This window comes from Mycoplasmatota bacterium (genome assembly GCA_018394295.1).
Taxonomy (GTDB): Bacteria; Bacillota_I; Bacilli_A; order Haloplasmatales; family Haloplasmataceae; genus JAENYC01.
Window position 1 is genome coordinate 347,076 of sequence record CP074573.1, and the last position, 14,602, is coordinate 361,677.

Sequence of the window (14,602 nt, forward strand, 5' to 3'; positions counted from 1 at the left end):
AAATGAAGCGATTTTCAATAGTATGTATATCTATTATCACAATGATTTTATTAGTAGGATGCACAGAAAAAAAAGTTACAACTAAAACTACAACGACAACCACAACAACGACAAATACACCATTAGATGATGTTTTATCTTATGAAATGAAAGGATCATTTGATTTTTTCTGGAATGAAACGATGACAACAGAAAGTCTTAAAAGTTATGGGCTAACGAAGGATAGAACGAATGGACCAGTTGCCAGTATCGCATCAAGTGGTTTTGCCTTATCCGCTATTCCAATTGGGATTGAAAATGGGTATATCACTTATGATGAAGGATATGAACGGGCATTAAAGACATTAAAAAGTTTAAAAGAATTAGAACGTGAGCATGGTTTCTATTATCATTTCTATACCTATTTGACTGGTAAGAAAAGAGATGGTGTTGAACTTTCAAATATTGATACAGCAATTTTCATATCAGGTGCTTTATTTGCTGGTGAATATTTTGGTGGAGAAGTAACCACTGTCGCAAAAGAAATTTATGATGAAGTAAATTGGCAATGGTTTTATAATGATTCTAAAAATCAATTTTATATGGCATGGTATCCTGACAAAGGGTTTCAAGGTGCTTGGGATTTCTATGCTGAGCAGTTGATGATGTATGTTTTAGCTGCTGGGTCTGATACTTATCCAGTTGGAAAAGAGGCATATGATGGTTTTATAAAACATGTTGCAACTTATAAAGATCATACATTCATCCATTCTTGGTTTGGGTCATTGTTTACTTATCAATTCTCCCATGCTTGGATAGATTTTAGAAATATTACAGATAGTAAGGGAATTAATTGGTTTGATAATTCAGTAGAAGCATCGCTTGCCAATTATGAATATACCCAAAGTCAATCTAGTCGCTTTGAAACATTTAATGAAAATGTCTTTGGAATGACAGCATCTGATGGACCATTTGGTTATAGTGGTTATTATGGGGCTATGCCATCAGGATATGATAATAAAGCCCATAAAAATGATGGAACAATTCCACCATGTGGTGCCTTAGGATCAATTGTCTTTACCCCTGAATTATCAATAAACGCTGCAAATTATTTTTATAATGAAATTGGTGAAAAAATTAAAGGGAAATATGGCTTTACCGATGCTTATAATTTAGATGAAGATTGGTATGCCTCTAGTCATATTGGAATAGATAAAGGAATTACACTTCTTATGATTGAAAATTACCGCAATGAAACAATATGGACTCATTTTATGAAAAATGATCAAGTACAAAAAGGATTAGAAACCCTTGGTTTCACTGAAAGTGGGGAATAATATGTCCATCGTTATAAAAGGTAAGAAAATATATATAAATGGTGAGCCAACACTTATTCAAGCAGGAGAAATTCACTACTACAGATTAAAACAAAGTGAATGGCAAAAAAGAATTGATGATTTAAAAAGCACAGGGATGAATGCGGTAGCATCGTATATCCCTTGGCTTTGTCATGAAGAAGAAGAAAATCAATTTGACTTTGAAGGAAAAACACATGAAGAGTTAAATTTAATTAAATTCCTAAAAATGGTAGAAGAGAATGGATTATATTTTATCGCAAGACCAGGTCCATTTGTCATGGCAGAGATGAAAAATGATGGAATTCCTTATTGGGTAAGAGAAAAATATCCACATCTAATCCCAAAAACTTGGGATGGGAATAAGGCTACAACCGTTACCCTTGATTACTTAAATGAGGATTTTCTACACGTTGTAAAAAAATGGTATGGAAAAGTTATTCCTTTATTAAAAGAATATTCGATTAATGAAGGTGGAAATCTAATCGCTTGCCAATTAGATAATGAAATTGGAATGTTGTCATGGGTAAGTAATAATCCTGATTTAACTGATACTGTTTTACAAGCATTTAGAACATATCTTAGGGATAAATATGAAAATCCATGTCAATATTATGATTTTATTAATGAAGATTTTTCAATATTTGTTGAAAAAATCCGCAAACCTGAAGAGTCATATGTAACTAATTTACATGTTGATTTAGGGGAATATATGCGGATAAGAACGATACAGTATGTGAATATATTAAAAGAATATGCAGAAATGTTTGGTTTAAAGGATATTCCATTTTTAATAAATATTCATGGGACTGGTGGAGGTCGCGCAATGACCTACCCCATTGGAATATCCCAATTATATAAAACTTATCACCAAGATAATTCATTTATTGCTGGAAGCGATGTTTATTTTGATGATTTAACCGTGCCAAGACTTGTTGATAGTTATATGGCTAATATTTTAACTAATTGTGTAAATAATGAGGATCAACCGTTAACTTCATTAGAATTTAATGCAGGAAGTAATAATTTTGGTGATGATTATGGTGGAAGAGTAAGAGCTAGTTCAAATAATCTTCGTGTAAGATTATTCATTGCCCAAGGCAATCGCTTGCTTAATTATTATTTATTTAATGGAGGCACCAATTATCGTTTTAATAAAAAACGCAATGATGGAAATGACCGTATCGCAACAACAGGTGAAGAACATGGATATGCCGCTCCAATCGGACCAAAAGGTGAAAAGACGTATTTATTTGATAAACTAAGTCAAGCAACAAAACTTGTTAATACCTACAAAGACAAGTTAGCAAGTGCCGTTGTTTTACATGATACAATCAGTTTTGCATTTATTCCTGATTACTTTATGACGGAGTTTAGTTATCCTAAGAGTCAAAAAATACGAAAAATTCATGATAATATTGCTCGTAATCGAGCTAATTTTGCTTGGGATAGTGTGTGTCGAGCAATGTTATTGTTAAATTATCAATTTAATGCAGTTAATATTCAAGATAATGAAATTGATAGTAAGCATACAAAAGTCTTAATATTACCATCTAGTCTATATATGGCTAAAAAGATTCAAGAAAAAATAGTGAAATACTTAGCCTCAGGAGGAAAAGTTTTACTTTATGGAGAAGTTCCAATGTATGATTTAGAAGGTAATGCCTGCTCTATCTTAGCTAATGTATTAGGTGTTAAGTTTAACAAAGTCATCACAGATAACCAATCTCATTATATCCCATCGGTAGAATGTGCTAACTTTTTGAAAGGATTAAAAGCCTATCATGTCTATTATAATTTAGCTTATCATTTAACCAAGGGACATCCGATTCTAAAGTTATATGATACTGATGAAACAGTTGGATTTGAAATCAATAATTCAAGTGGTCATTTAATTGGTATTACTTGTCAATATCCTTGTCATTTAGATGCTTTCGAACGCATCTTTAACAGATTTGGTATTCAAAATAGAGTAAGACATACCGATTCCTATCATGGGGTATATATATTATCGACTAAAAATGAGATAGAAGAAAAATTCATCCATGTTTTAAATTTAGATGATGTTAAAAAGAAAGTCCAAATAATTGAAGACGATGAAGTTTTATTTGAAGGAAATAGAATTGAAATTGAAGAAAATGATGGGTTACTTTTACCAATGAATATGAAATTAAAACAAGCTCATATTTATTATTCAACCAATGAAATTATTGAATTTGATGAAGATACCATTACCTTTAGATTAACAGGTAGTCAATTAGTTTGTAAGTTAAAATCAAATCGTAGGATTATGCCGGGACCGTTTAAAATTCATTATGAAAATGATTATATTTATATATTTAAAGAATCTAGACTTTACAATGAACATACATTGGTTGTACAATTTAAATAATTAGGTATAATTATCACACAAGGAGGAGTAGATATGGCTACCTTAAAAGATATTGCTCAAAAATCCGGTTTTTCGATATCAACTGTATCATATGCACTAAATGATCATAGTAGTATACCTGAAGAAACGAAAAAGAAAATATGGGAAGTTGCGAAGGAAGTTAATTATTATCCAAATGCTTCTGCCCGAAACTTAAAAAAGAATCATACAGATGTAGTGGGCGTTTTTATTAGTGGTTTTGAAGGACCTGCTTATCATCAAGTGTTAGATGGAATCAATATTGCCCTAACGAATACACCTTATACGTTATTTGTATTAAATGGAAGAGAAGCAAAGAAAATGGCTTATCAACGTCAAGTTGATATCGCAATTACGTTTGATGATACAATATCAGATGAAGATTTAATAGGAATTGCTGATTCAGGGACACCAGTATTAACCTTAGACCGCATTTTAAATCATAAAAATATGTACCATCATATTATAAATAACCAATTGGGTATGTTACTTATCACGAATTATTTATTAGAACAAGGATATCAAAAATTTGCTTATTTAAGTGGGCCAGTCTTATCACATGATAGTAATAATCGTTATAAAAGTTTTTTAGATGTCTTAAAAAGTCATCATATCGATTTTGATGAAACAAAATATAAATTTATTGGTGAATTTACGATTCAAAGTGGTTACCAATCTTTTATGGATATTTATAAAAAAACAGGATTAGATTTTGAAGTATTAGTATGTGGTAATGATGAGATGGCAATTGGAGCCATTCAAGCAGCTAATGATTTAGGTATAAAAATTCCAGAAGATTTATCAATTACCGGTTTTGATAATATTTTATTAACAGAATATTTTTCTCCTAGAATTACAACCATAGCGATTGATAGGGTTAATTGGGGAAAAGAAGTAGCGAAACTCGCTATGAATATATTAAATAATAAATATGTAAACAATGATACTTATGAAGAAATTTCCTTAATAATTGGGGCAACAACGAAAAGCTGAAAGGAGTCTGGCATGAAATTGGGGAAGGATATAAAAACAATAGAAGTAAAAAAGGATGGAATCACTTTTAGATTATTAGAATCTGGTGATATCCTTTCTATTAATAAAGACAATATTCAGTTAAATCAATATAGAGGTAATTATATTGATGGAACAGTTACGAATATATATTTGCGAGTTAAAAAGAATAATCAGTATAAATATACACCCTTAATAGGGGTAAAATCACCGAGTGAGTTTAAAACTTCTGATAACGAAGTAATTTATCAGGGTGTATTTGAAGAGATAAAATACCAACTTAAATTAACTGTCTTCAATGCCTCTTGGTTTTATCAAATAACACTAAAGAATCAAACAAATGAAAAAAAGATAGTCGATGTATTTTATGGGCAAGATGTTAATTTAGCTCCAGCTGGTGGTAATGAAGCATATATTAGTCAATATATTGACCATCAAGTGTTTGATAATGAGAATGGTTTTGTCGTTTGTTCAAGACAGAATATGTTTCAACCAGCTTATTTACAAATTGGTTCAATGACAAAAAATATAGCTTATGCGACAGATGGTTTTCAATTTTTTGGAAAAGGTTTTAAAACAAAAAGACAACCTGCTGCACTTAATCAAAAAGAATTATCTAGTCAAGTATATCAATATGAGTTTGCCTATACTTGTTTACAATCAGAATCAATTGATTTAATTGATGAAGAGAATATAGTTTTTTATGGTTTATATAAAGACGATCATAAAGAAGCAGTCACTCAAATTGAATATACTGAAGAAGTGTTAAATGACTATCATCAATTGACCACCAATGATTTCATAGGTAACTTTTCAAAGGTCTCATTATCTATTGATGTAGATGATGTGATTAATGGTTGTGATTTACAACTTGAAGAGGTAAATACTTTATTTCCTAATCGTTATCATGAAGAGTGTGATGAAGGATTATTATCATTCTATCTAAATAATAAATCACATGTTGTATTAAAAAGAAAAGAACAACTTGTTGAACGTCCTCATGGTCACATCTTGTTAAATGGTAATGTAAATGAAATAAAAGATAATGTTTATTCAACAACAAATTTTATGTATGGTATTTTTAATTCACAAATTGTTTGTGGAAATACTTCATTTAATAAAATGATTTCAAATGCGAGAAATGCGCTTAATCTACTAAAGACAAGTGGACAAAGAATATATGTTAAATTAAATGGATGCTATCAAATCTTAAATATGCCATCCGCTTATGAAATGGGACTTAATTATACGAAATGGTATTACAAACTATCAAATGAGATGATTATTGTTACCGTTTATACAAACTTTAATGGGCAAACCATTGTAATGGATATCGAGTCAACTAATCAACATGATTTTATGATTACAAACCACATGGTCATGGGAGTAGATGAATACGCTCATCAGATTGAGTATCTTAAAGAAGGAAATAGCTTAACCTTTAAAGTTGATTCTGATACATTTACAGCGAATCAATATCCTAACTTAACTTTTAAACTAGAATCAACACAAGATTTTACTGTTGTCCATGATGAAATTTTTTATGAAGACAAGTTAGATAGATGTGAACCTTTAGTGAATTTACTATTTAATCAAACTAAAAAGATTAGTTTACAAATAAAAGGTGATGTACATGGACAAATTGATGATAATAAAGTTAGTGATTTAAGTAGTGAATTAACTCAATTTATTAACTATTATCAAGAAAATGTGAATCATTTTAATATCAGTATTAATAATGAATCTAGCCAAGAAATCGATAAATTTAATTATTTAATATATTGGTATACACATAATGCTTTAATTCATTATGCTTCACCTCATGGATTAGAACAATATGGTGGAGCAGCTTGGGGAACTCGTGATGTTTGTCAAGGTCCTTTTGAGTATTTCTTAGCGACACAAAAATTTAGTATTTGTAAAGCAATTTTAAAGAAAGTTTATGCCCATCAATTCTTAGAAAATGGCGACTGGCCACAATGGTTTATGTTTGATAAATACAGTAATGTACAAGCAAGTGAAAGCCATGGAGATATTATTGTTTGGCCACTTCGATCATTAGCATTGTACTTAAAAGCAACAAGTGATTATTCGATATTAGATGAAGAAATGCCTTATGTAACCCTAAAGAATATGACATTTACAGAAGAAAAAGAAACCTTATTAAGCCATGTCAAAAAACAAATTGAACATATGACTGATAATCTTATTCAAAATACCCATTTATCGATCTATGGTGATGGTGATTGGGATGATACTTTACAACCAGCTAATCCTGAATTGAGAAAAAATATGGTGTCTGGTTGGACGACTGCTTTGACCTATGAAGCATTTCATTTATTAAGTGAATACTTAAATGAAGAGAATCTAGAATTAAAACAACTGTTAAAAGAGTTATCGATAAAAATTAAAGAAGATTATTTAGCATATGTCATAAAAGATAAAGTACCAGCTGGTTTCTTATTATTTGATCAAGATAAAATTAAATACATTGTTCATCCTGAAGATAAAAAGACAGGTGTTAAGTATCGTTTATTACCGATTAATCGTTGTTTTATTAGTGGTTTATTTGATAAAGAAGATGTTAATCATTACTTTGAATTAGTAAAAGAACATTTATATCATCCAGATGGTGTAAGATTAATGGATACAACAGTAAACTATCAGGGTGGAGTGAATACTTATTTTAAAAGGGCTGAACAAGCAGCGAATTTCGGTCGTGAAATTGGTTTACAGTATGTTCATGCACATATCCGTTTTGTTGAAGCAATGGCTAAAATTGGTTATAAAGATGAAGTTTATAAAGGATTAATGCGAATAAATCCAATTAATATACAAAAACATGTACCTAATGCTGAAATAAGACAAAGTAATTGTTATTTCTCTAGTTCTGATGCTAAATTCAACAATCGATATGAGGCAATGAAGAATTTTGATAAATTAAGAACAGGTGATGTTGCAGTAAAAGGTGGATGGAGAGTTTATTCTTCAGGTCCTGGGATTTATTTATATCAATTGATATGTAATTTTCTAGGAATAAGAATTGAACAAGGTGATTTATTATTAGACCCGCAAATTCCAACGTATTTAAATGGTCTTACTTTCCAATATAGATATATGAATAAAATAATTAATTTCCATTATCAAATGAAAGAAAATCAAAAAATCAACCAAATAACTATCAATGGAAATGAAGTTAAGTTTTCTAATATAGTTAATCCTTATCGAGTTGGAGGAGCTATCATCAAAAAAGAAGTATTAGAGAAATATTTAACAGAAGATATCAATAAAATTAATATTATGTTGTAAGGTGGAAAGATGAAAGAATTACAGATTAAAGAGGAAATGAGATCAATTAAACGTGATCCATTACCAAAGCGCACAAATGAAGAAATTAATCAATTAGTTAATGATTTAATGTCAAAAATGACATTAAAAGAAAAAATTGGTCAACTTTATCAAACCACCCATGATGGAGCAGCGATAACTGGACCTAGTTATGATGCCTCACAAAATAAAAAATTAATCAATGAAGGATTGATTGGTTCTTTTCTAGGGTTGTATGATAATATGGAAATTTATCGATTACAAAAGGAAGCAGTAGAAAATACGAGATTAGGTATCCCACTTTTCTTTGCTAATGATATTATTCATGGTTGTAGAACAAGTTTTCCACATAACTTAGCGATGGCTTGTTCGTGGGATCCAAAATTAATCGAAGAAGCATCTTCTGTTGCTGCTTATGAATCTAGTCATAGTGGGATTAATATGACATTCTCCCCTATGTTAGATATTGTTAGAGATCCTAGATGGGGAAGAGTAATGGAGAGCTTTGGAGAAGACCCTTATTTAGGTCAGTTATATGCTAGAGCCTACGTAGATGGTTATCAACAAGATGATTTAACGAGTTATGATAGTGTCGGGGCTTGTGCTAAACATTTTGTTGGGTATGGTCAAATTGAAGGTGGACGAGATTATAATACCGTTGATATGTCAGAACGAGTACTACGACAATTTTATTTACCACCATTTGAGGCTGCAGTTGATGCTGGGTGTGAAGCAGTCATGTCTTCTTTTAATGTGTATGATAGTGTACCAGCAACAGCGAATAAATTTTTATTAAGAACTGTTTTAAAAGAAGGAATGAATTTCTCTGGATTTATAATTTCTGATTATACATCAAGTGGTGAAATCATTAATCATAAAATCGCAAGTGATATGAAAGAAGTTGCAAAAAAGTGTATTGAAGCAGGCCTAGATCATGAAATGGTTTCTAATTCTTATATTAATCATTTAGAAACATTAGTAAATGAAGGTAGTATTTCAGAGTCTTTAATTGATGATAGTTGTAGACGAATGTTAACATTTAAATATAAAATTGGATTATTTGATAATCCATATAAAAACATCTATTTAAATTTTGAAGATTATTGGTTAAAGGATGAAGATAGACAAAAAGCAAAAGAAGTAGCATTAAATTCTGTTGTATTATTAAAAAATGAAAAAGTTTTACCTCTAAAGACGAAAAAGATTGCCCTAATTGGACCTTTAGCGAAATCAAATCAGGTCATCGGTCCATGGTGTGGTAAGGCTAGAGATGAAGATTGTGTTTCATTGTATGATGGTCTAAAGAGAAAATTTGGAGACGCTATTGAAATTAATTATTCATTAGGTGTTGATTACAATTCTCATGATGAATCATTATTTAATGAAGCAATAGAAGCAGCAAAACTTTCAGATGTTATCGTACTTGCAATGGGAGAACAGCAATGGATGAGTGGGGAAGCTCAATCACGTGCTAGCATCGAGGTACCTGGTGGACAATTAAAATTATTAAAAGAATTACGTAAGCTAGGAAAAGAGATTGTTTTTGTCCTATTTACTGGCCGACCACTAGATTTACGTGAAGTAGAAAAAAATAGTGATGCCATTGTCTGTGCCTGGTTTTTAGGAAATGAAAGTGGGAATGCCCTAGCAGATATATTATATGGTGATTATAATCCATCTGGCAAATTAACAATGTCGTTTCCTTATGTGGTTGGACAAATACCAATTTATTATAATCATTTAAATACAGGTAGACCGTATGTTCCAGAAGATTTCTATCGAAGTAAATATAGTGATATTCCAAATAATCCGCTTTATCCATTTGGTTATGGATTAAGTTATACTGAGTTTTCCTATACCAATATTTCTTTTAATCAAGAAGAAGATGAGGTAAGCGTTCATTTTACCATAACAAATGAGGGAGATTTTGACGGAGTTGATATTCCTCAAGTCTATATTGAGGCAAAATCTTTTAGTGTTTCAAGACCGGTGAATGAATTAAAAGGCTTTAAGAAAGTTTTTCTTAAAGCAGGTGAGTCAAAAGAAATTATAATTAAGGTTAAAAAGAAAGAATTTGCTTACTATAATATTGAGATGAAAAAAGCTGTAGAATCTGGAGAATATTTAGTTAAATTAGCTAGAAATGCAGAAGATATCGTTTCAACAAAAACAATTTCATTTAGAGAGGAAATTAAATGAATCAATATATTTTAAAACAATTTGAAATGAAGACAAACCCTCAAGGAAATATTGAAAATATCATCCAAGGGAATAATTATCGCTTTACACTGTTAAATCACAAGGTAATCCGTATGGAGTATTCACAGAATAATCAATTTGAAGATAGAGCGTCACAAGTTGTTTTAAATCGATTTTTCCCAAAAGTTGATTTTAAACTAGTTGAAACGGATACTAGACTTGAAATTATTACGGATGATTTTCATTTATATTATCAAAAAGGAAAAGCATTTAATAAAGATACATTAAAGATTCGCTTACTAGAAAACAATGAATATTATCAATTCGGGATAAAAGATAACAATAATTTATTGTCAACATCAAGAACACTTGATGGGGTTGATGGTAAAATGGAACTTGAAGAGGGGTTAATTTCTCGAAGTGGTTATGCAGTGATTGATGATTCAAAAACTTTATTATTTAATGAAGATTCTTGGGTAGAGCCTAGACAAAATGATAATCTTGATTTTTATTATTTTGGATATGGACATAATTATAAGGCTTGTATTCAATTCTTTCATGAAATGAGTGGGAAGACACCTTTATTACCAAGGTATGTATTTGGTAATTGGTGGAGTCGATATTATGAATATACAGAAGATAGTTTAAAAGGTTTAATTGAATCATTTGAGAAGAATGATATTCCCTTATCAGTTTGTGTCATTGATATGGACTGGCATGTAACAGATATCCCTAAAGAATTAGGAAATGGATGGACAGGTTATACTTGGAATAATAATTTATTTCCAAATCCTAAAGGCATGTTAGATTATTTAAAAAATAAAAATTTAAAGGTGACACTAAATTTACATCCAGCACTTGGTATAAGAGCACATGAGGATTGTTATAATGATGTAACTGAGTTTATGGGTGTGGACCCTAAAACAAATGAAGCTATTGAATTTGATTGTGCTGATCCTAAATTTATGAATGCTTATTTTAATTTAGTCCATCACCCACATGAAACTATGGGAGTTGATTTTTGGTGGATTGATTGGCAACAAGGTGAAACGACTAAAATTGAAGGATTAGATCCTTTATGGATGTTAAATCATACTCATTATCTTGATATAACTCGTAATAATAATCGCTCGATAATCTTCTCACGCTGGGCAAAACTTGGCTCACATCGTTATCCAATTGGATTTTCAGGCGATACCCTTGTAACTTGGGATTCACTTGATTTTCAGCCTTATTTTACAGCGAATGCCGCGAATATTGGGTATAGTTATTGGTCCCATGATATAGGGGGACATTTCTTAGGTAAAGAAGAAGCAGAGTTATATACTAGATGGGTTCAATTTGGGGTATTCTCTCCAGTATTTAGACTGCATAGTTCGAAAAATCCTTTTACTAGAAGAGAACCATGGAACTGGAATGAAAAGACGTTTAAAATCGTTAAAGACTTTATGCAGTTAAGACATAAACTGGTTCCTTACTTGTATACAATGTCTTATAGAAACTATGAAGAGAACTTACCAATGATTGTCCCAAGTTATTATGAATGCGATGATTACCATGCCTATGTTTATAAAAATCAGTATTATTTTGGTACAGAGTTCTATGTTGCTCCTATCACTAAACCAATGAATAAAGATATTCAATATTCCCTTCATAATGTTTGGTTACCAAAAGGAAAATGGTATGATTTCTTTAATTATCAGGCATATGCTGGTGAGAAAGTATATCAATTACCTTATCAAGTAAATGATTATCCAGTATTCGCCAAAGCAGGAGCAATTATTCCATTATCAAACGATAAAGGAAATACTTATGATAATCCAAAAGATTTAGAAATAAAGATCTTTCCAGGAGAAAATAATACATTTACAATGTTTGAAGATGATTCAACTTCAAACGGCTATTTAAAAGGTGAATTTACGAAAACACAATTTGAACTAACATGTATAAAAAAATCAATGAATTTATCAATTATCTTTGATGAACATTATGAAAATTTTATTCAAGATAGAAACTATACCTTACATTTTGTGAATATAAATGATGATTTTACGATCAATTCGAATATATCATATGATTATCGTTATGAAGATCATCAATTATATCTAACATTTACAAAAGGTACAGATCAAATTAATTTTGAAATTGTACATGAGGATCAAATTGAATATAAACAAAAAATTGATATTAATCAATTGATTCATAAAGTATTGTTTGAAGCTGAAGTAGATATGTTATTTAAGGAACAAGTATATAGTGCAGTTTTATATTCTAAAGATGTAAATGAGCAGATCTCTAAGTTGATTTCAATAAGAAATAATGAAAATACTGAGTTTATTGATTTCGTTATCGCTATTTTAGTTAATTTAAATAATAATTAAGCAAATATCCTATAAGATAGACAATTATCTTATAGGATATTTTTTTATCAGCACCATTTCATTATTTGAATAAAAAAAGAAAAAAGATAAACATAGTATATTATCACTACAATATTTCCCAAATTATGGTAAAATAAAAAGATAAGGGGATTCTAAGTTAAAAATAAATTTTAACAAAATGATAGAAAACTAAGAAATGTAGGGGGATGATTTATTATGTCATTACCAATGTGTCAATATTGTTCTAATGAATTTACGTGGAAAATAATTATAAAAACGATATGGTGGAATAAACCAGTTTTATGTGTTAAATGTCATACTATGCATAAAATTACTTTTCCATCAAGAATGTTTTTATCTTTTTTTACGTTTTTACCAATCTATATATTTATATATTTTTATTGGAACTATTTTATTCCTAATTTAAATGCAATTTGTTTTGTATGGCTTTTCACCATTCTACTAGCCTTTATTTTAATGTGGAATACTGTATCTATATTTATTTCACCGTTTTATGTTAAATATAAAATAATAAGCAAGAATTGATGGATAGTAGTTATTTGATAATTAGTATTATGGGTAATCAAAATTGGTTTACATTTATTTGTTAACCCTAATTCACTTAAGGTATATAGACTTGACTATGTATAGATGTAATAAAATATGTTTTAATAGTTATTATTACAAATTCATTATAAGATAATTTAAAATAGATATTTGAGAGGGGATATAAATGATAAATTTAATAATTGATATGTTACTTATCTACTTAATTCAATTAGGTGGCGCATTATTCTATGCTCACTTAACCAAAATAAAAGTTTTTAATCCAATATTTATTGGCTGTGAAGTTTTTATCACAATAATATTTATAGGACTATTGGTTTATAACCTATTCAAAAAGTTACCTTCATACGCAATAGAACATTTTAGGAATAAATGTTTTTTAATATTCCTATTTGTATCTTTTATTCCGTTATTTTCTAATATATATATGAATTATAGAGTGGTTAATATTAATTCAATTGATGATTTTATGAAAATTAAATGGAATACACATGGGAAATATATTTTAAATAAAGATTTAGATTTTAAGGATTATTCAAATGATGAAGGATTTGTTATTGAATCATTTAGTGGAACATTAGATGGAAATGGGAAATCAGTAAATAATTTGAAGTTGCCTTTATTTAAAAATCATCAAGGTACCGTTAAAGATTTATACCTCGAAGATGTGAATATTAAATCTAGTGGGTCATTTGCATTTTATAATTCTGGAAAAATAAAAAATGTTCATGTAAGTGGAAAAATTGAAGGTGGATTTTGGGTTGGTGGATTAGTTATGGTTAATAACTCGACTATTGAATATTCTTCATTCAATGGAAGTATTATAGGTGATTATGTAGTTGGTGGACTAGTAGCTTTTAACAATTCAATGATAAAATCAAGTTATGCCCAAGGAGAAATTAGTGGCAACTTTAAAGTAGGAGGGATTGCTGGTCAGTTGGGTGAGGAAGCAATAATAAAAGATTGTTATACAAAACAAGAAATTAGTGGTAAGAAAATAATAGGTGGGATTGCTGGAGCAATTGATGATGGAGGTATTATAAAGACATCTTTTGTATTAGGTAATATAACAGGTGATGAAGTTATAGGTGTATTATCTGTTGATGATAAAAGAGCTTTTAAAAGTTTTATAGTAGGTGAAATACATTGCGATTCTTATATAGTCGAGTCAAATATTTTTTATTTATCGACTACTTACAATGAGGTAGAAAATGAACAGAGTATTAATTCTAAGATAATGACAAAAGAGTGGTTCATAAATATATTGAAATTTGATGAAACCATTTGGGACTTTTCTCCACTAAAAAATAATGAAGCACCTATTTTAAAAGGTATTACTGATCAACCTCGGGTTAAGCTTAATTAATATATTA

At 29.7% G+C, this 14,602-nt stretch carries 7 protein-coding genes; all 7 read left to right on the forward strand.

Features of this window, described 5'->3' with window-relative positions; translation table 11 throughout:
• Window positions 1-2: 2 nt before the first annotated feature.
• The 7 genes from KHQ81_01440 (at window position 3) to KHQ81_01470 (ending at window position 14,595) form a co-directional block, all read left to right on the forward strand.
• A complete protein-coding gene (locus KHQ81_01440; protein ID QVK18406.1) occupies window positions 3-1,316 on the forward strand; it encodes a hypothetical protein in 1,314 nt (437 codons plus the stop codon).
• A 1-nt stretch (window position 1,317) separates the two neighbouring features.
• Window positions 1,318-3,726 (forward strand): beta-galactosidase, encoded by a 2,409-nt coding sequence (locus KHQ81_01445; protein ID QVK18407.1) that lies wholly within the window; start codon window positions 1,318-1,320, stop codon window positions 3,724-3,726.
• Between the two features lie 33 nt (window positions 3,727-3,759).
• Complete coding sequence (locus tag KHQ81_01450; protein QVK18408.1) at window positions 3,760-4,737, forward strand: LacI family DNA-binding transcriptional regulator; 978 nt, start codon at window positions 3,760-3,762, stop codon at window positions 4,735-4,737.
• Window positions 4,738-4,749: 12 nt separating this feature from the next.
• On the forward strand, window positions 4,750-8,064 hold the full coding sequence (locus tag KHQ81_01455) for a cellobiose phosphorylase (GenBank protein QVK18409.1): 3,315 nt from the start codon (window positions 4,750-4,752) through the stop codon (window positions 8,062-8,064).
• 36 nt (window positions 8,065-8,100) lie between these two features.
• Window positions 8,101-10,281 (forward strand): beta-glucosidase BglX, encoded by a 2,181-nt coding sequence (gene bglX / locus KHQ81_01460; GenBank protein ID QVK19521.1) that lies wholly within the window; start codon window positions 8,101-8,103, stop codon window positions 10,279-10,281.
• On the forward strand, window positions 10,278-12,662 hold the full coding sequence (locus KHQ81_01465; GenBank protein ID QVK18410.1) for a DUF5110 domain-containing protein: 2,385 nt from the start codon (window positions 10,278-10,280) through the stop codon (window positions 12,660-12,662). Before bglX ends, KHQ81_01465 begins: the two co-directional genes overlap by 4 nt.
• Before the next feature lie 733 nt (window positions 12,663-13,395).
• The gene (locus KHQ81_01470; protein ID QVK18411.1) at window positions 13,396-14,595 is read left to right on the forward strand and encodes a hypothetical protein; all 1,200 of its coding nucleotides are present in this window, start codon (window positions 13,396-13,398) and stop codon (window positions 14,593-14,595) included.
• Window positions 14,596-14,602: the final 7 nt, after the last annotated feature.

Excerpts from the sequence above, each read along its gene's own strand:
- KHQ81_01440 (QVK18406.1), top strand. The coding sequence starts at position 3 with ATGAAGCGATTTTCAATAGTATGTATATCTATTATCACAATGATTTTA.
- KHQ81_01445 (QVK18407.1), top strand. The coding sequence starts at position 1,318 with ATGTCCATCGTTATAAAAGGTAAGAAAATATATATAAATGGTGAGCCA.
- KHQ81_01450 (QVK18408.1), top strand. The coding sequence starts at position 3,760 with ATGGCTACCTTAAAAGATATTGCTCAAAAATCCGGTTTTTCGATATCA.
- KHQ81_01455 (QVK18409.1), top strand. The coding sequence starts at position 4,750 with ATGAAATTGGGGAAGGATATAAAAACAATAGAAGTAAAAAAGGATGGA.
- bglX (QVK19521.1), top strand. The coding sequence starts at position 8,101 with ATGAGATCAATTAAACGTGATCCATTACCAAAGCGCACAAATGAAGAA.
- KHQ81_01465 (QVK18410.1), top strand. The coding sequence starts at position 10,278 with ATGAATCAATATATTTTAAAACAATTTGAAATGAAGACAAACCCTCAA.
- KHQ81_01470 (QVK18411.1), top strand. The coding sequence starts at position 13,396 with ATGATAAATTTAATAATTGATATGTTACTTATCTACTTAATTCAATTA.